At 59.1% G+C, this 24,821-nt stretch carries 30 protein-coding genes and 1 pseudogene; 20 read left to right on the forward strand and 11 right to left on the reverse strand.

Annotation, left to right across the window (positions count from 1 at the left end):
- The first annotated feature begins 164 nt into the window (after nucleotides 1–164).
- From VGR81_08610 to VGR81_08620, 3 genes are all read left to right on the forward strand, one after another.
- Nucleotides 165–608 carry a hypothetical protein gene (locus VGR81_08610; GenBank protein HEV2288999.1) on the forward strand — a complete coding sequence of 148 codons (444 nt, stop codon included), beginning with the start codon at nucleotides 165–167 and terminating at the stop codon, nucleotides 606–608.
- 63 nt (nucleotides 609–671) lie between these two features.
- Nucleotides 672–1,070 carry a hypothetical protein gene (locus VGR81_08615; protein ID HEV2289000.1) on the forward strand — a complete coding sequence of 133 codons (399 nt, stop codon included), beginning with the start codon at nucleotides 672–674 and terminating at the stop codon, nucleotides 1,068–1,070.
- Nucleotides 1,071–1,913, forward strand: coding sequence for an isocitrate lyase/phosphoenolpyruvate mutase family protein (locus VGR81_08620; GenBank protein HEV2289001.1), 843 nt, complete (start codon nucleotides 1,071–1,073; stop codon nucleotides 1,911–1,913).
- A 31-nt stretch (nucleotides 1,914–1,944) separates the two neighbouring features.
- On the opposite strand, the gene VGR81_08625 is transcribed toward VGR81_08620, so the two are convergent.
- Together VGR81_08625 and VGR81_08630 are read right to left on the reverse strand one after the other, a co-directional pair.
- Nucleotides 1,945–2,418 (reverse strand): glutaredoxin family protein, encoded by a 474-nt coding sequence (locus VGR81_08625; GenBank protein HEV2289002.1) that lies wholly within the window; start codon nucleotides 2,416–2,418, stop codon nucleotides 1,945–1,947.
- A 5-nt stretch (nucleotides 2,419–2,423) separates the two neighbouring features.
- Nucleotides 2,424–2,957 (reverse strand): DinB family protein, encoded by a 534-nt coding sequence (locus VGR81_08630; GenBank protein HEV2289003.1) that lies wholly within the window; start codon nucleotides 2,955–2,957, stop codon nucleotides 2,424–2,426.
- A 235-nt stretch (nucleotides 2,958–3,192) separates the two neighbouring features.
- Here VGR81_08630 and VGR81_08635 point away from each other — a divergent pair, with 235 nt between their 5' ends.
- Nucleotides 3,193–3,546, forward strand: a complete 354-nt coding sequence (locus tag VGR81_08635; protein HEV2289004.1) for a hypothetical protein — start codon at nucleotides 3,193–3,195, stop codon at nucleotides 3,544–3,546.
- On the forward strand, nucleotides 3,543–4,493 hold the full coding sequence (locus VGR81_08640; protein HEV2289005.1) for a hypothetical protein: 951 nt from the start codon (nucleotides 3,543–3,545) through the stop codon (nucleotides 4,491–4,493). The genes VGR81_08635 and VGR81_08640 overlap by 4 nt, the downstream gene beginning before the upstream one ends.
- A 16-nt stretch (nucleotides 4,494–4,509) precedes the next feature.
- Here VGR81_08640 and ybgF read toward each other — a convergent pair whose 3' ends face one another.
- Nucleotides 4,510–5,538, reverse strand: a complete 1,029-nt coding sequence (ybgF, locus tag VGR81_08645; protein HEV2289006.1) for a tol-pal system protein YbgF — start codon at nucleotides 5,536–5,538, stop codon at nucleotides 4,510–4,512.
- Nucleotides 5,539–5,981: 443 nt separating this feature from the next.
- Here ybgF and VGR81_08650 point away from each other — a divergent pair, with 443 nt between their 5' ends.
- From VGR81_08650 to asnS, 7 genes and pseudogenes are all read left to right on the forward strand, one after another.
- Nucleotides 5,982–6,869, forward strand: coding sequence for an MqnA/MqnD/SBP family protein (locus VGR81_08650; protein HEV2289007.1), 888 nt, complete (start codon nucleotides 5,982–5,984; stop codon nucleotides 6,867–6,869).
- 124 nt (nucleotides 6,870–6,993) lie between these two features.
- Entirely contained in the window at nucleotides 6,994–7,155 is a 162-nt protein-coding gene (locus VGR81_08655; GenBank protein HEV2289008.1) for a hypothetical protein, read from the forward strand.
- 12 nt (nucleotides 7,156–7,167) lie between these two features.
- A pseudogene (locus VGR81_08660) lies at nucleotides 7,168–7,755 on the forward strand (PQQ-binding-like beta-propeller repeat protein).
- Between the two features lie 96 nt (nucleotides 7,756–7,851).
- The gene (locus VGR81_08665) at nucleotides 7,852–8,157 is read left to right on the forward strand and encodes a PQQ-binding-like beta-propeller repeat protein (GenBank protein ID HEV2289009.1); all 306 of its coding nucleotides are present in this window, start codon (nucleotides 7,852–7,854) and stop codon (nucleotides 8,155–8,157) included.
- Nucleotides 8,158–8,673: 516 nt separating this feature from the next.
- Nucleotides 8,674–10,563, forward strand: a complete 1,890-nt coding sequence (gene ggt, locus VGR81_08670) for a gamma-glutamyltransferase (protein ID HEV2289010.1) — start codon at nucleotides 8,674–8,676, stop codon at nucleotides 10,561–10,563.
- A gap of 100 nt (nucleotides 10,564–10,663) precedes the next feature.
- Complete coding sequence (locus tag VGR81_08675; protein ID HEV2289011.1) at nucleotides 10,664–11,515, forward strand: sugar phosphate isomerase/epimerase family protein; 852 nt, start codon at nucleotides 10,664–10,666, stop codon at nucleotides 11,513–11,515.
- Between the two features lie 38 nt (nucleotides 11,516–11,553).
- The gene (gene asnS / locus VGR81_08680) at nucleotides 11,554–12,855 is read left to right on the forward strand and encodes an asparagine--tRNA ligase (GenBank protein HEV2289012.1); all 1,302 of its coding nucleotides are present in this window, start codon (nucleotides 11,554–11,556) and stop codon (nucleotides 12,853–12,855) included.
- A 737-nt stretch (nucleotides 12,856–13,592) separates the two neighbouring features.
- On the opposite strand, the gene VGR81_08685 is transcribed toward asnS, so the two are convergent.
- From VGR81_08685 to VGR81_08715, 7 genes are all read right to left on the reverse strand, one after another.
- Nucleotides 13,593–13,781, reverse strand: coding sequence for a hypothetical protein (locus VGR81_08685; protein HEV2289013.1), 189 nt, complete (start codon nucleotides 13,779–13,781; stop codon nucleotides 13,593–13,595).
- A complete protein-coding gene (locus tag VGR81_08690) occupies nucleotides 13,774–13,956 on the reverse strand; it encodes a hypothetical protein (GenBank protein HEV2289014.1) in 183 nt (60 codons plus the stop codon). The genes VGR81_08685 and VGR81_08690 overlap by 8 nt, the downstream gene beginning before the upstream one ends.
- Nucleotides 13,957–14,045: 89 nt before the next feature.
- On the reverse strand, nucleotides 14,046–14,528 hold the full coding sequence (locus VGR81_08695) for a hypothetical protein (GenBank protein HEV2289015.1): 483 nt from the start codon (nucleotides 14,526–14,528) through the stop codon (nucleotides 14,046–14,048).
- A gap of 93 nt (nucleotides 14,529–14,621) precedes the next feature.
- Nucleotides 14,622–14,807, reverse strand: coding sequence for a hypothetical protein (locus tag VGR81_08700; protein HEV2289016.1), 186 nt, complete (start codon nucleotides 14,805–14,807; stop codon nucleotides 14,622–14,624).
- Entirely contained in the window at nucleotides 14,804–15,073 is a 270-nt protein-coding gene (locus VGR81_08705) for a hypothetical protein (protein ID HEV2289017.1), read from the reverse strand. The genes VGR81_08700 and VGR81_08705 overlap by 4 nt, the downstream gene beginning before the upstream one ends.
- Nucleotides 15,070–15,843: a tyrosine-type recombinase/integrase gene (locus VGR81_08710; protein HEV2289018.1), complete on the reverse strand. Its 774-nt coding sequence runs from the start codon at nucleotides 15,841–15,843 to the stop codon at nucleotides 15,070–15,072. Before VGR81_08710 ends, VGR81_08705 begins: the two co-directional genes overlap by 4 nt.
- Entirely contained in the window at nucleotides 15,837–16,034 is a 198-nt protein-coding gene (locus VGR81_08715) for a hypothetical protein (protein HEV2289019.1), read from the reverse strand. Before VGR81_08715 ends, VGR81_08710 begins: the two co-directional genes overlap by 7 nt.
- A 129-nt stretch (nucleotides 16,035–16,163) precedes the next feature.
- On the opposite strand from VGR81_08715, the gene rocF reads away from it, so the two are divergent.
- The 8 genes from rocF (at nucleotide 16,164) to VGR81_08755 (ending at nucleotide 23,778) form a co-directional block, all read left to right on the forward strand.
- Nucleotides 16,164–17,075 (forward strand): arginase, encoded by a 912-nt coding sequence (gene rocF, locus VGR81_08720; protein HEV2289020.1) that lies wholly within the window; start codon nucleotides 16,164–16,166, stop codon nucleotides 17,073–17,075.
- Nucleotides 17,075–18,220, forward strand: a complete 1,146-nt coding sequence (locus VGR81_08725) for a D-alanine--D-alanine ligase family protein (GenBank protein HEV2289021.1) — start codon at nucleotides 17,075–17,077, stop codon at nucleotides 18,218–18,220. Before rocF ends, VGR81_08725 begins: the two co-directional genes overlap by 1 nt.
- A gap of 122 nt (nucleotides 18,221–18,342) precedes the next feature.
- A complete protein-coding gene (locus VGR81_08730; protein HEV2289022.1) occupies nucleotides 18,343–19,329 on the forward strand; it encodes an aldo/keto reductase in 987 nt (328 codons plus the stop codon).
- Between the two features lie 7 nt (nucleotides 19,330–19,336).
- The gene (locus VGR81_08735) at nucleotides 19,337–20,035 is read left to right on the forward strand and encodes a TetR/AcrR family transcriptional regulator (GenBank protein HEV2289023.1); all 699 of its coding nucleotides are present in this window, start codon (nucleotides 19,337–19,339) and stop codon (nucleotides 20,033–20,035) included.
- Nucleotides 20,032–21,108 (forward strand): efflux RND transporter periplasmic adaptor subunit, encoded by a 1,077-nt coding sequence (locus VGR81_08740; GenBank protein ID HEV2289024.1) that lies wholly within the window; start codon nucleotides 20,032–20,034, stop codon nucleotides 21,106–21,108. Before VGR81_08735 ends, VGR81_08740 begins: the two co-directional genes overlap by 4 nt.
- Before the next feature lie 18 nt (nucleotides 21,109–21,126).
- Entirely contained in the window at nucleotides 21,127–22,110 is a 984-nt protein-coding gene (locus VGR81_08745) for an ATP-binding cassette domain-containing protein (GenBank protein HEV2289025.1), read from the forward strand.
- 31 nt (nucleotides 22,111–22,141) lie between these two features.
- Nucleotides 22,142–23,314 carry an ABC transporter permease gene (locus VGR81_08750; protein ID HEV2289026.1) on the forward strand — a complete coding sequence of 391 codons (1,173 nt, stop codon included), beginning with the start codon at nucleotides 22,142–22,144 and terminating at the stop codon, nucleotides 23,312–23,314.
- An 11-nt stretch (nucleotides 23,315–23,325) separates the two neighbouring features.
- Complete coding sequence (locus VGR81_08755; GenBank protein ID HEV2289027.1) at nucleotides 23,326–23,778, forward strand: hypothetical protein; 453 nt, start codon at nucleotides 23,326–23,328, stop codon at nucleotides 23,776–23,778.
- Here the strand turns inward: VGR81_08755 and VGR81_08760 are convergent.
- Nucleotides 23,771–24,820 (reverse strand): PfkB family carbohydrate kinase, encoded by a 1,050-nt coding sequence (locus VGR81_08760; GenBank protein HEV2289028.1) that lies wholly within the window; start codon nucleotides 24,818–24,820, stop codon nucleotides 23,771–23,773. The two genes, VGR81_08755 and VGR81_08760, sit on opposite strands and share 8 nt — an antisense overlap.
- Nucleotide 24,821: the final 1 nt, after the last annotated feature.

Here is a 24,821-nt window from a genome sequence, read left to right on the forward strand (position 1 = left end):
TTATAACTCAAACTTTAGCAGAAACACCCTGTTTTCAGTAGGGAATCGGAAATTTGGTGCGTCCGCAAGCGTCCGACCACACCTTCTGACCGGCTCCTCGCCAAATCGCGTGCCGAATTTTTGTCTTTACAACTCCGCCTCGAAATCCTTACTCTGTTGGAGCCATGTGGTACGTCAACGAAAAGTTTGCGGCGAAGAAAATCGAAGCGGAGTTGCCGCAGCACGGCTTCACGGTGCGCAGCTCCGGCGGCGTAGCGCGCATCGAGAAATACAATTGCGGCGCCGAGTTCCGCAAATCCCCCGACGGCAAATATCAGATGACTGAACTTCCCGCCATTATGAAAAATGGCCAGTTCACGCAACTCTGGGACGCCGGCTACCAGAAATTCCTGATCACCAAGGATGCCAAGAAACTCCCCGCCATCGTCACCGAGCTTTCCGACCTCCGCAAATTCAACGAGGAATTGCGTTACGCTCTTGGCGTGCCGACCTATTACAACGAAGCACTCGGCTCCACGTGCCATTACAGCGTTTACGATCGCGTGAAGGGTCGCGAGGGCGACGTGCCCGACGAAACCGTCGGCGCGCACTCCGAAGAAGGTCACTAGCGAGCCGCTCACAGGAACTTCCTAAGATATGCTCGCTCGAACCACGCCCCTCGGCAGGTTTCGATGAATGGCCGCGACAAGGCTGCGCGCTTTTTCGTCATCCTGGGCTGCGTGGTGCTGTTCGTTAACGCTGCGCTTCATTGCGTTGGCGGATACAAAGCGGGTTTCCCGGCATTGAGCGCTTCGAACTTGGACCCCCACCTCCAAGCAGCCTTCCGGGTCGTTTTTCTCTCCCTTGCATGGCAGTGGGTTGTGACAGCGGTGGTCGCGCTGCTGGCAGGTATCACTCATACAAGATTGCGCAGAATACTTGTTCTGTTCTGCGGTTTGGCCGTGCTCGTGGAGGCGCTAGCCGGCGCCAGCATGATGGGATTTTTCCTGGGCAACGAAATAATCGGAGCGGGCGGATTGTTGCTTGTCTGCGGCGGCCTCTTATTTGACGAATCCGGAGTGCAAACGTAGATGACCTCCTCAGCCCAATCAGAAAAAGCCCAGCGCTTTCTCTCGCTGCATCATGGTCCGAAGATTCTGCTTCTTCCCAACGCCTGGGACGTCTCGAGCGCGCGCATTTTCGAGGATGCCGGTTTCCCCGCCGTCGCCACGAGCAGCGCCGGTGTCGCTAACTCTCTCGGCTATCCCGACGGCCAGAAAATCTCCCGCGCTGAAATGCTCGAAGTCGTTTCGCGCATCGCTCACGCGCTTTCTGTGCCCGTCACCGCGGATATGGAAGCCGGCTATGGCACGACGCCCGATGAAATGGCGGAAACCGCGCGCCTCGTCATCGAAGCCGGTGCTGTAGGACTGAATCTGGAAGACGCTATCGGCGAAGGCACGGGCAAGCTCTACGATATTCCTCGGCAGCAGGAAAAAATCCGCGCCATGGTGGAAATAGGCAAGAAACTCGGCGTGCCGCTGGTCATCAACGCGCGAACGGACATCTATCTCGAAGAAATCGGCGAGCCAGCCTCGCGCGTCGAAGCCACGGCCAAGCGCCTCAACGCCTATCGCGACGCCGGCGCTTCATCGCTCTTCGCGCCCGGCCCGAAGGACGCGCCCACCATCGAAAAACTCGTTCGCGCCGTCCATGGCCCGCTGAATATTCTCGCGCTGAAGGGCGGTCCTTCCGCGCGCGAACTCGAAAAACTCGGCGTCGCTCGCGTCAGCGTCGGCTCCGGCCCTATGCGCGCCGTGATGGGTTTTACCTCGCGCCTCGCCAAGCATCTTCGCGATGCGGGCACTTTCGATCCCATGTTCGAAGGCCAGATGACCTACATCGACGCCAACCGCCTCTTCGAAAAACACTGAAGGAAATCTACAGTTCGTGGCGCCACTCGTCTTACTCGCTGGCGTCTTCCAGCGCTTTTCGGAATCGCGCCGTGTCCACATGATGCCGCGCAACTTCGCGCGAGCCCAGAAACACCACAGGCACATCATTCGTGTACAGCTCAAGAAGCTCCGCGTCGTCGTCGATATTCACTTCGCGCAGCTTCGCACCATGCTCGCGCAGGATCGGCGCAATGGTGACGCGCGCTTCGTCGCAGAGCCGGCATCGCGGACGGCTATAAAGCGTCGCGTCGTGCGGCCCAGCTACAGCGAGCCGTCCTTCTTCCGTGCGCCGGTAAAAATCTCCGCCGCCCGCCGGCGCAAGATATCCTTCGCGCGTAAGCATCTCGACAGCTTCCACGACGTTGTCGCGCCGCGCGGGATCGTTTCCCGCGGCGAATTCCATCAGCGCGTGGAGATCAAGCTCCTCGCGTTCCAGTTCGTCAAACACTTCCAGAACGCGGCGCGGAATTTCCTCGAGTTCCATGCGATTCAGGGTTTAACGCTGTAGAATTTCTGGAAAGGCCCCATCCCCGGATAGAACGCGCGGGCGCGGAAGAGCTCCGTGATCTGCCGGATGTGTCCCAGATCGTGAAACGCCCACTCGTTCATCAGTTGCGCCACGGTGATCGGCCCGAATTTCTCGTGCTGTCCCTTGCGGCCCGCGATGCTCTCCGGCATGTAGCGCAGCCAGGAAACGCTGCGGTCGCGCTCGTGGCAGAAAACCTTCAGGTGCTCTCGCGCTTTTCCGCCGGTGTATCGCCCGGCCTTATACTGCGCGTCCTGATCGTACATCGCCAATTGCGGCATCTCTTCCTGCACCATGCGCTCGATGCGCTCGCGAAATCCCGCCACTTCCACGTCCGTCAGATGCGCCAGCACTTCGCTGATTGACCAGCGCTCCATCGACGGCTTCCAGTGCAACTGGTCTTCGCTCGCCAGCGAGACAATTTTTTCCAGAATGATCGGCGTCTGCTCGAGCACCGCAAGCCCGGGCAGCGGCGCGGGATTCATGGCGGCTTTCATCTCCGTCCTCCGTAGAATTGGTGCGACCGTTCCTTTATACCGCATTTCGCCGCGCCCGCGAAACGTTCCGCGCCTGCAAAGCTTTTTTGCGCCCTTGCGCATCTTAAATTTTGGATTTTTCGCAGGGGCGGGGCTTGCCCCGCCCGTCGGCCTGCAAAGCAGGACGCAATCTGCCGCTCAATCGCTCATGTTTGTCAGAGCGCTCGGTTCGTGAGACTCTGAATCCGGAGGCTTCGTGCCGCAAGTCTTTGCTCTCGTCGACGACATTTTCTTTCAAGCCAAAATGCTCGAAACCGCCAAGCATCTCGGCGTGGAAATGAAATCTTTCGCCGCAGGCGACACCCTCCTCGCGGAACTTGCAAAGCAATCGCCCGCGCTCGTCGTCGTGGACTTGAACGCGCGCCAGTCTCCTACGGAAGCGATCGCCGCGCTTCGCGCACGCGACGCGCAAATCCCCATCGTCGCATTCTTTTCGCACGTGCAAACCGACCTGGCCCAGCGTGCGCGCCAGGCCGGATGCTCCGAAGTCATGCCACGCTCGAAATTCACGAAAGACCTCGCGGAGATTTTTTCGAGGGCAAAAGCATGAGGCTCATAGCCGGGCGCATACTCGCCGCTTCGACCGTGCTTTTCTTCGCGCTGCTATCTGCATGCCCGGTCTCTCCGGCTCAAACGCAATCTTCGTCAGGGCCAGCGGCACAATCCACATCCGACCCCGCTGACGCGCTCAATGCCGCTCTCGCCGCCGCGTGCCGCGAAAATGGCGCGAACTTCGCGAAATATTTGACCGTCGCCAATGCCGATTCTTTCCTCAAACTTTCTCCCGACGAACGCACCGCAATGATGAGCCGTTTCGTTCTCCTCGACGTTCCCGGCCAGCCGCTGCTTTCCACCAGTGCAGAAGGCCAGCAGGTTCTCCTCTGCGCCGCTTCCGACGCCAACGCGCAATTCACGTTCGGCGCAGCCCGCGTCCACGATAATCTCGCTTACATTCCCATCAGTGTCACCGGCGGCGGCTCCATTCAGTTCGGCCTCGTGCGCGAAGACGGAAGCTGGAAGCTCCTCTCCATCGGCTTGTTGCTGATCGATATTCCCCAGCTGCAGAAGCAATGGGGCGTGCAGGACTTGCTCAATCGCGAGCAGTCCGCCATGCAAACGCTGCAGAATTTGGCTCAGGCCATCGACACATATCAGCGTGCATTTGGCGATCTGCCGCAATCTCTCGTGCAGCTTGGCCCATCGAAGGATGGTGTTTCGCCTTCGGCGGCGAAATTGATTGATGCCGGTCTCGCTTCAGGCAGCAAGAACGGCTACACATTCCGCTATCGCATCGTCTCCGCACCTGACGCCGCTTCGCCGGTCTACGAAATCGCCGCGATGCCGGCGGAATATGGCAAATCCGGGAAGCGCTCTTTTTTGCTGGATCAAAATGGCAAGATTCATGCGGCGGACAAACACGGCGGCGTTGCCACCGTTGACGATCCCACGGTCACGCCGGCAAACTCGGGAAATTCTCCCGGCGCCGGAGCTCTCTGAAGCGCCGAGCGGAAGATTACTGTTGCTGCGGCGGCTGACTTAGCTCTGCTTGCGCTTTTCTCGCCTCATCCGTTCCGGGAAATTTTTGCACCAACTGGCGGAACACCGCCTGCGCGCTTGCTTTCTTCCCCGTTTCCTGGAGGGCGCGCCCCTTTTCGAGCATCGCCGAAGCTACGCGCAAACTGTTCGGATAACCCATAATCACATTGTCATACGCATCGATCGCGCCGTTGTAGTCGCTCTGTTCATAGCAAATCTCGCCGAGATAAAATTGCGCATCCGCCGCAAAAGGGCCGTTCGGAAAATCCTTCAGGTAATCGCTGAACTCCTGGCGTGAGAGCGTGTTGTTGCCGCTGTTCAGATCGCGCTGCGCATTGGCGTAAAGCGTGTCCGCGGAAATCGGAGGCGGCGGCAATGTCGAAGCGGGCGCCGTTGCGGCGGGCGCTGTCGTTGCGGGCGCCGTGGTTGTCGCTGCGGGCTGCGTCGCCGCCGTTTGCTGCGCCGGAGAAGCTGCCGGAGGCGCGGCATTGGAAGGAGCGCTCACCGGAGCCGTGCTGCTCGGCGCGCTCTCCATATTCGAAGTCGTGCTGGTCTGCGCCGGCATCGCCGGTGCTCCTGTCGACACGCGCGCGTTGATTGATTGCAGCGTTGATTCCATGTCGCTCATCTGCTGCGCGAGTTTTGCGACGCGCGCTTGCAGGTCTTGCAAGTTGTCGGAGACGCCCTGCACCTGCTGCGCGACGTTGCTGTTATTCGCGCCGCTGTTTGCTTGCGCATCCTGCACTGTTTTCTGCAGCGCTCCCATCGTCTGGCTCAGCCGGCCCGAGGCGTCGAGCGACTGCTGCACCAGCGTCTGCATCGACGCCAGTTTCGAATCGACGTCGCTGCGAGCGTCCTGCTGGTTTTGCAGGATCTGGCTGATGCTCTGCTGAATCTGGATAATCTCGCGCGAAACGGCGTTCGCCGGCGCCGGCGTCAGCATCGCCGTCACGAGCGCCCCGGCGAGAAAAATCCCAAGTGATATCAAAATCGTTCTTGCGCGCATTTCCCTTCCTCCTCAATCCTCCGCGCCTGTATTTTTCCGAAACAAGCGGCCTCTGCGTAACCCTTGCTTATAACAAAATCCCGCTGCGGATTCTGCATTCGTGCATTTTGCTGTGCCCTGTGAACCACGGCTGGTCCGCAACCACTCGCGTGAGCCGCGCATTGTGCGCAGCTCGCATATTCTCTCACTCATTCTTCTCAAAAAGCTGCTACGCCCCTCGCGCAGCCCGCCCTCTTCAAGTTTGGATGCGTCAATCCTCCCCCGCGTCATGCTCCAGCGGCTCGCGGGGGCTTGGCTCGCCTCTGGCCTCTCGCGCCTCACTCTGGTATCCTATCGCTCGTCTGACACGGCGCCCCAGCCGGCCGGAATTCACTCCGAGCACACCAGTTCCCGCTCTGTGAATACCGCCCGACATCTGCACGAGGGCCGGCAGGAGTCCGTCCATGGCTGCTGGAGAGGTAAATCCGATGTCTGCTCACATGGCAACGACGCAAACATCCGAAGTCCGCATCGCCCATTCGCCCGATAGCGACGATGCTTTCATGTTCTATGCGCTTGCCACGGGCAAGCTCCGCGTCCCGGGCATCAAATTCACGCACATCCTCTCCGACATCGAATCGCTCAATCGCGCCGCGCAATCCGAGACGTACGACGTCACCGCCGTCAGCGTTTACGCCTATCCATTTCTCACGGACAAATACATTTTGCTCGATTGCGGCGCCAGTTTCGGCGAAGGCTATGGCCCGATCGTCGTTTCTTCACGCGCCATGAAGAAAAACGAACTGAAGGGCTGCCGCGTGGCCATTCCCGGCACGCGCACGACGTCTTATCTCGTTCTGAAACTCTTCGAGCCCGGCGTCGAAACCGTCACCATGCCTTTCGACAAAATTCTCGACGCCGTGAACAACAAAGAAGTCGAAGCCGGCCTGCTGATTCACGAAGGCCAGTTGCTCTACGCGCAATCCGGCGCGCACAAAGTCGTCGATCTCGGCCTCTGGTGGCAGGAGCAGACCGGCCTGCCGCTTCCGCTCGGCGCCAACGCCATTCGCCGTGCGCTGGGGGAGGATCTTGCTCGACAGGTCGCTGGCGCGATTCGCGGCAGCGTCGCCTACGCGCTCGATCATCGCGAAGAAGCGCTCAATTACGCGCTGCAATTCGCTCGCGACATGGATCCTGCGCTCGCCGACAAATTCGTCGGCATGTACGTCAATCGCTGGACGCTCAATTTCGGCGACGAAGGCCGCAAAGCCGTTGACGAACTCATCGCCCGCGCCAAATCCGCTGGCCTTATGCCCCCCTCCGCCCGCATCGAATTCCTGCGCGAAAACTAGCGCGGCCTTTTGTCTGGTCGGATTTCGAAGCCGCGAATCGCATCACCGCCTCACATCGCGAATAAAATCGCTAATCTTGCTTTCGGTGAGCCCTCGACCTACCATCTCGAAACAAGGAGGCACCATGAAGAAACACCTTTTTACCCTTGCTTACGCAGTATCGTTTGTAATTGCCTCTGTGGGGCTCGCTGCCGTCAATTGCCTCGCTCAAACCAATAACCCTGTGCCTCAGCCGGAGAAATCTTCTGACCCAGCTGTCCGGTGGCAATTCAATACCCACGGTTGAGTCTTTTCCTCTCCCACAGTTGCGGGAGACACGCTTTACATCGGTTCCTGCTCTGGAAATTTCTATGCTCTCGACAAACAGACCGGTCAAGTCCGCTGGAGCTACAACATCCATCAGGACGGCGACCAAACCAGCTTTCATGGCGACCCGCTTATCACGGATGATTTAGTCGTCATTGGCACAGACATTGGCAAGCAAGGCCACATCTACGCATTTGACCGCACCACGGGCAAAGTCCGCTGGAAATACCTGGTTACAACCTCGGCTTACCTTGACTGTGGCGTAGCCACAAACATTGTACGAAAAGATGAATTCCTTTATACCGTCGCACAGGGCGATGACCTTCTCTGTCTTGACATTGCTACCGGCCAGCTCCGTTGGCATTTCGCCAGCAATTATGACCGAACAAAACCTGAGTGGGCCAATGCGCCCATACTCGCAGGCAACACGGTCATATTCGACGGCCACGACGGCGTTGTCTACGCACTCGACTCCGATTCAGGGAAGCTGCTTTGGAAAACGAATCTCGACTCGCCGGTCACGACCTCACCCATCGTTATGGGTGACAGCATTTATGCCGCCACCGCAGGCCATTTCTACCGCTTGCGGATCAAGGACGGCACAAACTTAGGCTCAATTGCCTTTTCGGGTGAACCGTGGAGAAATGTCACTACGGCGGGAAACAATCTATTCGCAATGCCGGACCTGGGCCCAAACAGTGGCGAAGACCTTGTCTCGCTGAACCTGACATCGCAGCGTATCAACTGGAAGGTCAGCGACGAACACGGATGGGGAACGGCTTGGCCGTATCTCTGGCACGGCGAAGTTCTTGCCAGCGACAGCGGCCATCTCTACGCTTACCGACAGTCCGATGGCTCTCTTGCGTGGTCGCACGACTTTCCAAAGCAGATGGTCCGCGGCATCGGCGTCACTCCAAACATGCTCTACCTCGGCACCATGCAAGGCATGATCTATGCCTTCAGCCCGCCCGAACAACCCTAACGTGTCCTGTTTTATTGCGTGGCGGAGCCTCCGTTTTTGAGGCTCTGCCCTTTCCTCACTATCCCGGTTAGTTTTTTCTCCTTGACTTTCCGTTAACCTTATAGTACATAGGTATTTGCGGGCCGAATTTTGGTCTGCACACAATTGAACGTGAGGTCAGCCGCGGAGACGCGGCTTTTCGCTTTTTATACGCTTTGGAGGATTCTAATCGCTAGTGATATGAATTATTAGAACTCGATGCAACTCACACAAAACAAACAACGGGAGGTCGTTCTAATCGCTGATTCTTTCGATTTTTTGAAAAACTTTGCGATTTCGGACACTCGCGCCAAAACGGCTGTTCCCAAATTGGGAAAGAGGCTCGCGGAGATCGCGAAGGCAAGCGCCGCCGGTGCGGCAGCGGTCATACACGTCGAACGGGCGGGGGCGGGGCTGAAGCCCGCCCCTACAGGGGCTTCCCGCGGCTTGACGGCTTGTCTCCAATCGCATAGATTCGATCTCGCCATGCGAACACTGATGAAGTCACTCGTTTTTGCGGCAATTTCATGCGCCGCTGCCGCAATTTTTTGCCTGACCATTTTCTGCCTCACGGGGGCGATTGCCTCCGCGCAGGCGCAACAGCAAACGCAGCCGCAGCCGCGCGAATTTTCGCCCGCGGGCGAAATTCAGAATCCCAGCTGGCCTCCCACCGCCGTGCGCGGCGCGCACGCCATGGTCGTCAGCGACGAAGCGCTTGGCTCCGAGGCGGGCGTGGAAATTTTGAAGAAAGGCGGCAACGCCGTGGACGCGGCGGTCGCCGTGGGCTTCGCTCTCGCGGTCGTTGAGCCGGAAGCGGGCAATATCGGCGGCGGTGGATTCATGCTCGTGCGCATGGCCGATGGACGCACGAAATTCGTCGACTATCGCGAAGAAGCACCGAAGCGCGCCACGCGGGATATGTACCTTGGCGCTGACGGCAATATCGTTCCCGGCCGCTCGACCACCGGATATCTCTCCGTCGGCGTTCCGGGCACGGTCGCGGGCATGGCGCTCGCGGTGAAAACTTTCGGCAAGTTGACGCTCGCGGAAGATATGGCGCCGGCGATTCGGCTGGCGCGGGAAGGCTTTCCGCTCGGCGAGAAACTCGCGGGTTCGCTCAGCCGCTCCGCCGACCGCCTCGGACAATTTCCCGAGAGCAAGAAAATTTTCCTGAATGGCGGGCAGCTCTGTCATGCGGGCGATATTTTCCGCCAGCCCGTGCTTGCCGCGACGCTCGAGCGCATCGCGAAAAACGGCCCGAGCGAATTTTACGAAGGCAAGACGGCGAAAGATCTGACGGCGCAAATGGCTGAGAACGGCGGCTTGATCAGCACGGCCGATCTCGCCAGCTATCACGCGAAATTGCGCGATCCGCTTGTCGGCTCCTATCACGAGCGCGGAAATCAGTGGACGGTCATCACCAGTCCGCCGCCAAGCTCCGGCGGGATCGCCATTCTCGAAGCGCTGAATATTCTCGCGCCCTATGAGCTGAAGTCGTGGGATGACGCGCAGTCCGTGCATCTGGTCGTCGAGGCCATGCGCCGCGTTTTCGCAGATCGCGCGACGTTTCTCGGCGATTCCGATTTCACGCACGTCCCCATCGCCGGACTTTTGAACGAGAAATACGCCGCCGAGCGCCGCGCGACAATCGATCCCGAAGAAGCGACATCGAGCGCGCAAATCGGCGCCGGAAATCCCGCGCCGTTTGACAGCGCTGCGAGTACGCCGGCGGGAAGCGCGAACCTCGAGCCGATCGAACAACTTTCGCGCGAAGATGCCGCCGCGTGGATTACTGCCGAAGCAAAGAAAAATCACACGACGCATTATTCCGTCGTCGACGCGGACGGCAACGCGGCCTCCAATACGTATACGCTGAATGACAGCTACGGCTCGGCCGTGACTTCGACGGACGGCTTTCTGCTCAACGATGAAATGGACGATTTCACCAGCGCGCCGGGCAAGCCGAATATGTTCGGCCTGCTGCAATCGGAAGCCAACGCCATCGCGCCCGGTCATCGCCCGCTGAGTTCCATGGTGCCGACCATCGTGTTGCGCAATGGCCAGCTCAGCTTCGTCACTGGCTCTCCGGGCGGCCCGCGCATTATTTCCGCGACGCTGCTCAGCGTTCTCAACTGGGGCTGGCTGGGCATGGACGCGCAGCAGGCTATCAACGCGCCGCGCTTCCATCAGCAATGGATGCCGGACGTCGTTCTGATCGAGCCGACATTTCCGGACGCTGTCGCGCAGCAACTGGTGCAGCACGGCTATCATCTGGCGCCGCGGCGCGGATGGATCGGCGAAGTTGAAGCGATTGGCGTTGATCCGAAAACGGGCGAGCGCCTTGGCGCGCCCGACCCGCGCAGGCAGGGCGCTGCGCGCGGCTATTGACGCCGGAGAGTTTTCCAAAGACCATAGAGATTCGGCCCTTTGATTTTGTAAAGCGCGGATGGCGCTGAAGTATTTTTGCGAGAAAAAATAAATCCTGGCCATGCAACGCGTCCTCTCAACGTATCGCTATTGCACGCAGCCGCTGACCTCCGCGCTGCTCGCTGAGATTGGGCAGGCGGGGATCAGCCAGGTCGAAATCTATTGCACGCCCGTGCACCTGAATTACCGCTCGACGCAGGCGATTCGCACTTTATCGGAATGGATTGGCGAGCACGGATTGACGATTCACTCTCTGCATTCGCCGACGGAACGCGATTTGCTTCCCGGCAAGCGCGAGAGCGGAATTCCGATTTCGATTTCCGATCCAGAACGCGTCCGGCGGCTCGATGCGGTGGATGAAGTGAAGCGCACGCTGGAAATCGCGGAGCAAATTCCGTTCAAATATCTGGTGCAGCACATCGGCGGCGGACGCGAAGCGCACGACCCGCGAAAACTCGACGCGGCGTTCAATTCGCTGGAGCATCTGACGATTTTTGCGAAGCAGCGCGGCGTGGCGATTTTGCTGGAAAACACGCTGGGCGAATTGAGCGCGCCGGCGACGCTGCGGCATTTTGTCGCCGACACGCGATTGGATTTGAAATTCTGTTTCGACATTGGCCATGCGCACATCGAAGATGGCGTTGAGCTCAGCTTCGAAACGATGCGCGATCTGGTGGCCACGATTCACGTGCACGACAATCACGGCGAAAAGGACGAGCATCTCGCGCCCTATAGCGGAAACATCGACTGGGACGCGGCGCTTGGGGCTGTCGCTTCGCCGGAAAATTCTTTGCCGTTTGTCTTGGAACTCCGCGAGCAGTCCGCGCAAGCACCGTCGCTTGCTGACGCGACGGCGGCCTTCGAAAAACTCGAACAAGCTCTCGCGGCAAAACGCTCCGCCGCGCATAATTGAATTTCCGGCGGAGTGAAACGAGAAAGGCAGGGGTGTTTATGCCGGTTGTGGCAATCGAACATGCGGGACAGCACGTGGGACAGGAAATTACCGTCCGCGGCTGGCTCTACAATCTGCGCGAATCCGGCAAACTGCTTTTCCCCATTTTTCGCGACGGCACAGGAATCATTCAGGGTGTCATTTCACTGAAGGAACATGCGGACGCGTTCAACGCAGCGAAAGGCTTGACGCAGGAATCGAGCGTCATCGTGACGGGCAAAGTTGCCGCGGAGCCGCGCGCGCCGGGCGGATACGAATTGCACGTCAGTGCAGTGGAAATTTTGCAGCGTGTGCCGGAAGCGAATCCGTATCCGATTCAGCTCAAAGAGCACGGCGTCGATTTTCTGCTCGACCAGCGTCATTTGTGGATTCGCACGCCTCGTCAGGCGTCCATTTTGCGCATTCGTGCGGAGGCGGAGCGCGCGGCGCGGAATTTCATGGACTCGCAAGGCTACACGCTCACGGATGCGCCGATTTTTACGCCGGCGGCATGCGAAGGAACGACGACGCTTTTCGAAGTGGATTACATTGACGATCAGAAAGCGTATCTCACGCAGTCCGGCCAGCTTTACGTGGAAGCGACGGCGGCGGCGCTTGGGAAAGTCTATTGCTTTGGGCCGACCTTTCGTGCGGAGAAATCGAAGACGCGCCGACACCTGACGGAATTCTGGATGCTCGAACCGGAAGCGGCTTATGCGCATCTGGATGATATGATGATTCTGGGCGAAGGGCTTGTGAGCGCGATGGTGCAGGCGTGCGTGAAAAATCGCGCGCGCGAACTGGAAATGCTGAAGCGCGACGTCGCCAAACTTGAAAAAATCGAGCCGCCCTTTCCGCGCATCCTGTATGAAGAGGCGATCAAAGTTCTGAACGAAAACGGGAATGCAGCGAAATTTGGCGACGACTTCGGCGGCGACGAAGAAACGATCATTTCGAGAAACTTCGACAAGCCGGTCATCATTCACCGTTATCCCGCAGCGATGAAAGCCTTCTACATGGCGACGGACGCCGCGCGGCCGGAGCTTTCGCTAAGCTTCGACATGATTGCGCCGGAAGGCTACGGCGAAATCATTGGCGGCGGCGAGCGCCTGTCGAGCTACGAGACGGTGATCGAGCGGCTGCGCCAGCACAATCTGCCGGAGGAATCGTTCCAGTGGTATCTGGACCTGCGGCGCTACGGGAGCGTTCCGCACGCGGGATTTGGGCTGGGCCTGGAACGCACAGTGGCGTGGATTTGCGGAACGGAACACATTCGCGAAGTAATTCCGTTCCCTCGCATGTTGTACCGGGTCTATCCTTAGCGCTTCCCGTTGTGGCTGCGGCTGGTGTCCGCCCCTTTCCGTGGTGGTGTCTATCATGGTTTGCGCTCCGGTGTCCAGCGAAATCGGACACCGTGGTGTCCGGCTGGTGTCCGGCGCAGACCGGCGGGTGGCCTGCGCGGAGCGTGTCGCGCGGCGGCGACAGCCCGCGTTTTTTGCGGGCGGCATGCGACGAGCATGCGAGCGCCGCGCCCACGCGGGAGCAGGCCACCCGCTGGGCGATGACCCACCCCTCAACCGGCGCAGGGGCGCATCGACCGGCCGTTCTTGCGGCACGAGGCTGCGGACGATTTTCGCCGCAGCCGTTCGATGGGTTTGCTGGATTTTCTTTACTGAAGATGCTGCGGATTAACCCCTGCCCGGGAAGGCGCTTTACAGCCTGCACGGGCGGGGGTGCTGCGGGCGATGGGCCAGCCAGCGGGCTGGCACGCCTAGCCCGCAGCGGGGGCCGAGGATTTGACGCGGTGGTGCGCTGGCGCGGAGACGCGACGGATATACCGGCGCGGCGAGCCCCTGCTGCACCACCGCAACCGATTTTTGTGAGCAGGGGCAAGCGCATCGGTCTTTGCCGCTCATGCGCTTGCCCCTGCGAATGTTTTGCGGGCTGGCCGATTGGCGACCGCCCGAAGGGGCGCGGTGACGCGCCCGCGCGGTGACGCGCGGCGGCCGCGAAGCGGGAGGGGCCAGCCCGTGCTTTTGCTTTTGCTTTTGCTTTTGCTTCAGCCGTTCAGCAACGCGTCGTCGCCGCCTTCGGCTTGATTGCGCTCGTTCTGATGACGCTGCTCGAGCTTCACGTTCTCGAGATCGTGACGCTCGGCCATGGCACTGTGTTCCTCGCGATGACGCTTGCTCTGCTCTCTTCTTTCCTTTCTGTGCTTCTCGTGCAGACGCTCGTGCTTTTCACTCATCGGACAACCTCACTTTTCTTCCGTTCACGTTGAACAACGGGTTTTTGAGTTCGCGTTCATTCACGATGGAGATTCCGGCATCGGCAAGAATTCCATGGATCTTGCGCTGCGCTTTCTTCAGCGCGCGGTAATAGCCTTCGAGCATCCTGCGATGCGTTGCTTGTTGTGCGCGCACATGACACTGGTTCCTTCGGTACCACGCGCGCTTTGCTTTCTTGGACGCTTCTACGCGAGCGAGTTCGTCGACGTGCTTCTTGCCGCGCGTCAATCAAGTTTGTCTTCGTGCTCGTCGATTTTCGACGCGACTCCAGCAACGGCCGTCGTGAGTCCATCGACTTGTTCGATGATGCTTTTGGTTTGCGACGGACGCGGAAGTTTCGAGAGCCACTGCGCAGCCATCTGATACTGCTCTTCCGCGGAAAATTCTTTGTGCGCTAATTTGATTCTTGTTGATTCGCTGGCCAGCAAAATATTTCCGACGACATTGAGCAGGCGCGAGCGTCCCGCTCGCGCCTGCTTGGCGGCATCGCCGATTAGTTCTCTGGCGAGGCTCTTGAGCATTACCTGTGCAGCCCACTCGTTTCTTCTTTCTTCCATGCGCATCAGCATTCGGAATTCGCTTTCGCTGATCACTCCGGTGTCCAATCTTTGACGGAGCTTGCGGATGGTGGTGGCAGCCGAAGGTGGCGGCTGCCGGGAAGCTTTGTGTGCGCTGGCGCGCACACGCTGACGCTTGGGGGTCCCCATGATTTTAGCCCTCCTCTCGGAGGGATACAATATCTGGGGGTGCCCTGGATTTCAACCCCCACCTGTGGTAGATTTCGCGCACTCTGCTTCTCCCTAGTTATAGCGTTCCCGTGGCGGCTCGCAGCGTTCCGCGCATCGAGCCGCCATGATTCTGGCGACCATGTCGACGAGCGCGTAGGGTTCCCAACCGTTGGTCTCCTCGACTTTGAGGCACTCGCTTTCGAGATCGTCCACGATGCTGCGAGCGAGCTTTGCGAGCACGATGCTCGACCCGCTCATTTGCCCCTCACGATTTGTTCCTCGGTGACCGGCTTGCGCGGGATGATGCCTGCGTTTTCGAGGTCTCGCTCCGTGATGCCGTAGCCTTGGCCGAGAGCGATGGCGATGGCGCGCCAGCGGGCCGGTGCGGGCATTGTGTTGCGGCTGAACCAGAGCAATTCGTTCCAGAGCTGGGCGGGGATTTGCTTTGGCCTCGGGGGAAACATGCTCCTGAGAACTTTCCCGAAGTGCCGCACGTGGCCGGTTACTTTCGTTGGGACTCTCACTTGTTTTCTCCTTTCGGTTTGAAGGGCGCTTTCAGATCCTCCATGAGGCCCCGCAGATTGGCGGGGTCGAATGGAGCGATGTACCGCAGAGTTGAGGTGAGGTTCTGATGGCCGAGCGCCGCTTGCGCGGCGCGAAGGTCTTTGGTGGCTTCGTAGAGTTTGGTGGCGAGCCTTCTGCGGAAGTCGTGCATGCGCAGCCCGCTGTTCAGGCCGAGGACTTTCTGCAAGGCTCGCCACCGGCTATGCATCACGGCTTCGGAGAATTTCTGCTTCTCTCCGAAATAGAGCTGGGCGTACGGCACGGTGCGGTCGCCGACGTCGGGCGCCTCGCGCAACATTTGCGCGAGACGCGCGGTGACCGGCGTGCTTCTTGTGCTGTGGCCCTTCTGCCGGAAGGTGATGTTCGCGCCATCGAAATGTTCCGGCGCGATGGCGCGCGCTTCCCCCGTTCTTAAACCGCAGTCGGCGCAGAGCAGAAGAATCACACGCATAGCCGGTTCGGCCCGCGCGAGGATGCTTTGCACTTCGTCCTCGGCGGGCCGCGTGATTCTCTGCTCGGGCCTTCTTTCGGTGGGCAGAGGGATTCGCTTCTCGCCCAACTCCCCGGCGATTTGCGATTGAATGCGCTGCATGGCGCTGGCGTAGTGGCTTCGCGTGGCTTGCGCGAAACGCTTCTCCGCAAAGCGCAGCAGCGTGCGCGACGCTTCCGGCTCGGCGATTTGCCGGAAGCTATCGCGCGGATTGATTTCGCGCTGAAGATATTTCAGCACGCGGCGGCGCGGGTCTTGCGGCTTCCACGCCGCCCGATGCTCTTCGAGCCATGCTGCGAGCGTGAGCGGCGCTGCGCTTTTTTTCTTGCTTCTTCGTAGGCTTTCGCTTCTTCGCGCTTCTCGAACGTCTTGCGCTTGCGCTTCCCTTCTTCATACCAATCGGCAAACCACTTGCCTGCTTTTTTGAACATTGGACACCGCGACGGACACCTGTTTTGCTTTTCGCCTTTGCCCTTGGGATTGGATTTGCGCTCGAGTTGTACCGGGTCTATCCTTAGGTTTGCTTCGCCTGCCCGTTTTTTCCGGGGGACAAGCGACACATGGCGCAAAAAATACGGATTCTCGGTGTGCCGATGGACCTCGGCGCCAGCCGCCGCGGCGTCGATATGGGTCCGTCCGCGCTGCGTGTGGCGGGACTGCAAGCGCGGCTCAAGCAGCTCGGCTATCAGGTGGAAGACATCGGCAATATTGCCGTCAAGCAGCCGGAAGAGCAGCATTACGGCGACAAGCGCGCGAAATACCTGAAGGAAATTTCGGAGACTTGCCAGGGATTGGCGGAAGCCGTGGAGCGCGCGCTCGCCGACGAGATGATGCCGATGATTCTGGGCGGCGATCATTCGATTGCCGCAGGATCAGTCGCCGGAGTTTCTTCTTTTTACAAAAAACAATCGAAGCGCGTGGGCTTCATCTGGCTGGACGCGCATGGCGATATGAACACGCCGGAGACGAGCCCATCGGGAAACGTTCACGGCATGCCGCTCGCGTCGATCATGGGCTACGGAGCGCCGGAACTGACGGAGATCTGCGGATTCAAACCGAAAATCGAGCCGCGCAATATCGCGATGGTCGGCATCCGCGAACTGGATTCGAAAGAACGGCAACTGGTGAAAAAATCGGGCGTGCACATTTTCACGATGCGCGAAATCGACGAGCGCGGGATGCGCGACGTGATGGCCGAAGCGCTGCGGTTTGCGACGGACGATACGAATGGCGTGGCGGTGAGCCTGGATATGGATTTTCTCGATCCTTCGGAAGCTCCAGGCGTTGGGACGCCCGTGCGCGGCGGCGTGACGTACCGCGAAGCGCATCTGGCGCTAGAGATGATCGCGGACAGCCGCGCGCTGGTTTCGTTTGAACTGGTGGAAATCAATCCGGTGGTGGATTTACATAACAAAACCGCGATTCTGGGAGTTGAACTGACGCTTTCGGGATTGGGCAAAAAAATCCTCTGATGGAAAACAAAAAACGTTTGCGCGTGGGAATTTTGTTTGGCGGACGCTCGGGCGAGCACGAAGTTTCGGTGGCGTCGGCGGCATCCGTGATGCGCGCGCTGGATACGGAAAAATACGAAGCAGTTCCTATCGGCATCGCGAAGGATGGGCGCTGGCTTGTGGGAGCCGCGGCGCAAAAGATGACGGACCAGAAAATTCTGCCGGAATTGCTGAAGACGGGCGAGCGCGTCGTGCTGCCGCCGGATCCGAGCGCAGCGGCACTTGTGCCTTTGACAGGGCAATCGCAGCCGAGCGTGAAGATCGATGTGATTTTTCCCGTGCTGCACGGGACGTTTGGCGAAGACGGGACGGTGCAAGGACTGCTGGATCTTGCCGGCGTTCCGTACGTTGGCGCGGGCGTGATTGGCTCAGCCGTGGGCATGGACAAGGACATGCAGAAGCGAATTTTCCGCGACGCGAAGCTGCCCATCGTGCCGTTTCTGGCGATTTCGCGGCATGAATGGGAAAAGAACCGCGGGAAAACGCTTGTGGCGATCAAAAAGAAATTTCGGTTTCCGCTGTTCGTCAAGCCAGCGACGCTCGGTTCGTCGGTCGGGATGACGCGCGTGCACAATGCGGCGGAGCTGCCCGCGGCGATGGACCTGGCGGCGGAATTCGCGCTGAAAATCATCGTGGAGCGCGCGATTCGCGGACGGGAAATCGAGGTTGCGGTGCTGGGAAACGCAGAACCAAAGGCGGCGATTCCGGGAGAAATCATTCCGCACCGCGAATTTTACGATTATCAGGCGAAATACCTGGAATCAGGGACACGACTGGAAATTCCGGCAAAGCTCAACAAGAAACAAGCGGCGCAATTTCAGGATTACGCGGTGCGTGCGTTTCAGTCAATCGAATGCACGGGGATGGCGCGCGTGGATTTTTTCCTGGAACGCGGCACGGGAAAAATTTATCTGAACGAAGTGAATACGATTCCCGGATTCACGAGCATCAGCATGTATCCGAAGATGTGGGAAGCGACAGGCCTGCCTTACACCGAACTCATTTCGCGCCTGATCGAGCTGGCCATCGAGCAACACGGCGAAAAGGCGCGCACGAAATACTCCATCGAACTGCCCGCCGGGGCCGGCGGGGCGCTCGAAGGTTAAATTCTTTTCACAACTCCAGGCTTGACTTTTTCACCGCGATTTAATTAGACTAACCGGTTAGTTAAATAAATACGAGAGAGCGACCGAGGCGAAACCAGCCTGCCCGCATTTCGAGGAGCAACATGCACTACCGGCGATTGGGGAAAAGCAGCCTGGCGGTTTCGGCACTGGGACTCGGCTGCATGGGGATGTCGGATTTCTACGCGGGACGCGACGACGGCGAATCCATCGCTACCCTGCACCGCGCGATTGATCTGGGCGTCACGCTGCTGGATACCGCGGATGTTTACGGCAGCGGAAGGAATGAGGAACTCGTCGGAAAAGCCATTCGCGGGCGACGGAACGAAGTGATCATAGCGACGAAATTCGGGAGCGTGCGCAAACCGGACGGGCCGTTCATCGGTACGAATGGGCGGCCGGAGTACGTGAAGAGCGCGTGCGAGGCCAGCCTGAAGCGGCTGAAGATCGCGGCGATTGATCTTTACTATCAACACCGCGTCGATCCGGACACGCCGATTGAGGAAACGGTGGGCGCGATGGCACGGCTTATCGAAGAAGGAAAGGTGCGGTATCTAGGACTTTCGGAAGCGGCACCGAAAACGATTCGGGGCGCGCATGCGGTTCATCCGATTGCAGCGCTGCAAACGGAATACTCGCTGTGGTCGCGCGAACCGGAGGATGAAATTCTCGGGACGTGCCGCGAGCTGGGGATCGGATTCGTGGCGTACAGCCCGCTGGGGCGCGGATTTCTGACGGGGAAAATCCGGCGATATGAGGACCTGGCAGCGGACGACAACCGGCGGAATTTCCCGCGATTTCAGGGCGAAAATTTCGGGAAAAACATGACGCTGGTGGAGCGGATTCACGAAATCGCGAAGGAGAAGCATTGCCAGCCGTCGCAACTGGCGCTGGCGTGGGTGCTGGCGCAAGGACGCGACATCGTGCCGATTCCGGGGACGAAGCGGCGCGCGTATCTGGAAGAAAATCTTAAGGCGATTGAAATCGAGCTTTCGGCGAGCGATTTGGCGCGTATCGAAGAAGCGGCGCCGCGCGGAGCGGCCACTGGCCCACGGTATATGCCAGACGCTCTGGCGCGCGTGAACCTCTAAAACGCAAATGCACCGAGGACGAAAAAAAGTCGACAATCCGGAAACGGCGCGGCGGATTTTGTCCGCGGCAGAGCGAATTTTCGCGGCGGAAGGACTGGCCGGCGCACGAACGGAAGAGATCGCGCGGGCGGCGCACGTCAACAAGGCCATGCTCTACTACTATTTTGACAGCAAGGAAAAACTGTACCGCGCCGTCTTCGAAAATCTGTTCGGGCAGGCGGGGCGAACGATTGAGATGGCGACGCGGGCCGGAGCGTCAGGGCGGCAGGCGATTCTGGCGTTCATGGAAGGATATTTTCGGTTTCGTATCGAACATCCGAACTATGCGCGGCTCATGCAGCATATGGTGATGGAAGATCCGAAGCAGTATCGCTGGGTGGCGCGCGAATATTTCGAGCCGAGATTCAAACAACTGTCGAAGCTAATCCAGCAAGGCGTCGCCAACGGCGAATTTGAGGCGATTGACGCGAACCACACGGTGATCAACATCCTCGCCATGATCGTCTTTTATTTCTCGGGTGCGCCAATGCACAGCGAGCTCCTGGGGCGCGATGCGCTGGACCCGCGCGCCATCGCGGAACACAAACGGGCGGTGATGGATTTGCTGGAGCACGGACTGTTCCGGCGAACGGCGAGGATGCGGCCGGCGAAAAAGCGGCCCGTGAGGATTGTTTCCGTAAGAACTTCTGATGCGAGGACTTCATGACCGGCAAGAAATTTTTCGGAATGCTCGGCGTGCTTTTCATGATTGCGGTGGTGATTTACGTGACAACCACGCCGCACGGGAGCGCGTATCCGCTGATCGGCGTGGTGGATGGGAACGACGTAGTGGTCAGCCCGCAGATCAGCGACCGCATCATCAAGCTGTACGTCGACGAAGGAACGGAAGTGAAAAAAGGCGACCTGATCGCGGATCTCGATCCGGCGGAACTGCAAGCCCAAGTGGCGGCGCAGGACGCGGCCATCAACAGCCTGCGCGCGCAAGTGGTGCAGGCACAGGCGAACTTGAGCCTCACCGACAGCCAGACTGCGGCGGCGCTGAACGTCGCGCAGGCGAACTACACCGCGAGCCAGGCGCAATTGCAGCAAGCACAGGCAACGAATGAACTAAATGACATCAATATGAAACGCGAAGTCAGCCTGTACACCTCCGGCGTGGTGGCGGCGCAAGATCGCGACAGCGCCGTGGCGACGTTTAAGGCGTCGGATGCCAATGTTCGTTCGCTGACGGACCAAGTGAAATCACAGCGCGCGGCGCTGGAAGTGGCGACCGCGAATCGCAAGCAAGTCGCCGTTCTGCGGAGCCAGATCGCTTCGATTCAGGCGCAATTGAAGCAGGCCATCGCGGTGCGGGATCAGGACGAGACACAGCTGGGCTATACGAAGGTCTATGCGCCGATCAACGCGATTGTGTCTGTGCGCGTGGCGAAACAGGGCGAAATGGTGCAGGAAGGAAGCCCGATTGTTGTGCTCGTCGATATGGACGATCTGTGGGTGCGAGCGGATGTGCCGGAGACGTATATCGACTCTGTGCAGTTTGGGCAGATGATGTCCGTTCTGCTGCCTTCGGGGAGGACGGTACAAGGAAAAGTTTTCTTCAAAGGCGTGGAGGGGGATTTTGCGACGCAACGCGACGTCAGCCGGACAAAACGCGACATTCAGACATTTGCGATCAAGGTCCGGCTGCCGAATCCGGAGCACCGATTCTTTACGGGAATGACCGCGACGGTGCTGCTCGAACCGCCGAACAGCGCAAAACACTGGTGGGAGCGCCTCTAGGCGAAAGAGCGAACCATAATGCATGCGATTGAAGTCGAAAAACTGACGAAGCAATTCGGCGACCTAACCGCCGTGAATGCCATTTCGTTTTTTGTGGAAGAAGACGAGATTTTTGGATTGCTAGGGCCGAACGGCGCAGGGAAAACGACGCTGATTCGCATGCTGACGACGCTCACGCCGCCGACTTCTGGGACGGCGATCGTGGGCGGGCACGATATCGTCAAGGACGCCGACGGAGTGCGGCATACGCTGGGCGTGATTCCACAGGCGTTCACGTCCGATCCGGAATTGACGGCGCATGAAAACATGCTGATCCACGCGAAGCTCTACGGCATTCCGCCGAAAGAGCGCGGCCCGTTGATTGACCGGCTGCTCGAATCCGTGGATCTGCTGAAATTCAAAGACAAACTGGTGCGGACTTTTTCCGGCGGCATGCGGCGCCGGCTGGAAATCGCGCGAGGGCTGGTTCATTCGCCAAAGATCATGTTCCTGGACGAGCCGACGACCGGGCTCGATCCAGTTTCGCGGACGAACGTCTGGGAGATGATTCGGCGGATGCGAGACGAAGGGCATCTGACAATCCTGCTGACCACGCATTACATGGACGAGGCGGATAAACTCTGCGACCGCATTGCAATTGTGGACCACGGAAAGCTCGCGGCGCTCGATTCGCCGACGCAGCTGAAGGACAGCATCCCCGGCACGGACGTGGTGGAAGCAGAATTCGCCGGCGCACCAGCGGACTGGGAAGAGCAACTTCGGAAACTGACGCATGCGCAAAGCGTGCAGACGCGCGATGGCGCTGCGCATATCACATCCAACGATGGCCCAGCGACAGTGGCGGCGCTGATGGAACTGGCGAAGGCGCGCAGCGTGACGGTGAAACGCGTGAGCGTGCAGGGAACGACGCTCGACGATGTGTTCCTGCACTATACAGGCAGCGATCTGCGCGACAGCGCGAATGAGGGCGCGAAATACAGCATCGGGCATTTGTACCGCTGATGATTGAGGTTCACGGTAAGGAGCAGAGTTCTTGAACATCAAGTTCTATCGCATGTGGGCGCTGGTGGAACGCGACCTGCGGAAATTTTTCCGCAGCCCGGCGCTGATGATGAGCTCGATGATTTTTCCGATGATGCAGCTCATCGTGCTGGGATACGCCTTCGGCGGAAAAATCAGAGATGTGACCGTGGGGATCGTGGACCAAGACCACACGGAAATGTCGTGGCAAGTGGAGGAAGCGTTTGCGGGCGTGGCAACAGGGCCGAAGATGTTTCACATCATCCATTATCCCGCGATGCCGGAAGCGATGAAGGATCTGCGCACGGGTGGCATCGGCGCGATCGTGAATATTCCTGAGAACTTTTCGCGGCGTGCCTACAATGAAAACCGGCCACGGCTGGGACTCGTCGTGGACAACTCCGATCAGATCACTTCGAGTTCACTGGAAAGCGAATTGCAGAGCGTCGTCGATCAACTGAATGTGAACATGGCGGCGCAACTGAATTTGGGGTCCAATCCGATGATCACTTCGGGGCCGCTGGCGTCGCGACTGCCCGGTGCGATCGCGCTCGATACGGTGGAGGTGTATCCGTACGTCGAGTACATCAAATATCTGCTGCCGGGCTCGATCGCGATGGCGGTGTTCATCGTGGCGATGATCGGGGGCGGCATCACGTTCATTGACGACAAATCGCGCGGACTGCACGAAGGCTATCTGGTGACGCCGATTCACAAAGCCGAGCTGGTGATGGGGCTCGACCTGGCGGGCACGGCGAAAGGGCTGATGGCCGGATTGGTCATCACGTTCATCGGCGGAATGATCGCGGGAATTCCGCAACTCTGGAATCCCGTGCGACTTTTTTATCTGATCATCGTTGTCTCGGTGGCTTCACTATGCATGATCAGCTTCATGTTTTTGATCATGGTGCGCATCGACGACCCGCTGGTGCCGCGCGCGATCTTCGGCGTGCTGAATACGCTGCTCTTTTTCCCGTCGGGGTCGATCTATCCGACGTACGGATTTCCCTTCTGGCTGCGATGGATCTCTGTGGTTGATCCCTTCACATACACGGTTGACGCGCTGCGCAACCTTTTGCTGCGTGGCAGCGGTATTGAAGGCATCTATCAAGACGTGCTAATTTTGGCAGGGTTCTCGGCAGTGATGATCGCCGGCAGCATTGCGCTCTTCAAGCGCCAGATTTAAGGGGGAACACGGTGACGCTCCTCGACGCAGCAAATTACAAGCCTCCTTCCAAAACTCCACGGTATGTTTTTCTTGGCGCGCTCGCCATTTTCGCCATCGCATTTCTGATCTGGCGCGGGGTACGTTACGATTCCGAAGAAAAAGCGGTGGAGACGTTCCTCAACGCCGTCGTGGCGGGCAATCTGCAACAGGCTTACGAACTGTGGAAGCCGATGCCGGGATATTCATTCCACGATTTCCAGCAGGATTGGGGTCCGGGCGGATTTTACGGGGTGACGAAAAGCTATCGCATGGATGGAGCGTATGGCCCGAAAAACAGCACCAGCATCAGCGTACGAATCTTGCTGAGTCCCGTGGCGCCGTTTCCGAAGGACGATTCGGACGCCAAGTTCAAGACGCACGAAGTGGAGATTTGGGTCAACGCACAGACACACGCGCTGAGTTTTCCGCCGCCCGTTATGTAGCGGCTTCGCGCAGAATAGCCGCCAATTCTTCGCGCGTCAGCGTCGCCGTTCCCAGCTTGGCGACGACAACTCCCGCGGCAGCATTTCCGAGTATGGCAGCTTCACGCAGCGATGCACCGCTGGCGCTGGCGAGAGCCATGGTGGCGAGCACTGTGTCACCCGCGCCGGTGACGTCGAAAACCTGGCGTCCGCTTTTCGCGCCGGGGCGCTTGCCGATGACGATTTGCATTTCCTGATTGATGGCCGGAACGCGGAATCCAGCGGAGTCATCGCGCTCGAATAATTGCAGACCTTGCGCGCCGAGCGTAATCACGACAGCGGCGCAGCCAAAATGCTCGAGGAGTTTGCGGCCGGCGTCGTGCACGGATTCCTTGCTATCGAGCGCGTGAGCGACGAGAAAGCCAGCTTCGGCGCGATTGCAGATGACGACTGTCGCGCCGCGATAGACCGGAAGACGCGACCATTTCGGCTTGACGAATGAAGGAATTTTTCGCTTCGCGCATGAGCTGAGAATTTTTTCCGCGAGCGTGTCGCTGACGACGCCTTTGTCGTAATCCGAGATCACAAGGGCATCGAGACCGCTGAGACTCGCCAGGATGCGCTTGACGAGTTGGTCTTCGGCCTGCTCGGGTAAATGCGCGCGCACTTCACGATCCACGCGGACGACTTGCTGCTGGCGCGCGATGATGCGCGTCTTCAGCGTCGTGGGACGGCCGGCGACCTCGACAATTCCCTTCTCCGGGAGCCGCAGGTCACGCAGGCAGCGACGCAGGCCGGCACCGGCTTCGTCTTTGCCAACGGCGCCGAAAATTTCAACGCGTGCGCCGAGAGCCGCGAGATTCGCCGCGACATTGCCCGCGCCGCCGAGGCATTCGCTCTGCTCGGTGAAATCCACGACAGGGACAGGAGCTTCGGGCGAGATGCGGCTGGTGGTGCCCCAGACGTAGCGATCGAGCATCCAATCGCCGACAACGGCCAGGCGGCGGCCACGCATACGACTTACGATCTGGAGCGCGCGTTTGCGGGAGATGTCATGGGTCATT

It is taken from the genome of Candidatus Acidiferrales bacterium (assembly GCA_035934015.1).
Classification (GTDB): domain Bacteria; phylum Acidobacteriota; class Terriglobia; order Acidiferrales; family UBA7541; genus DAHUXN01.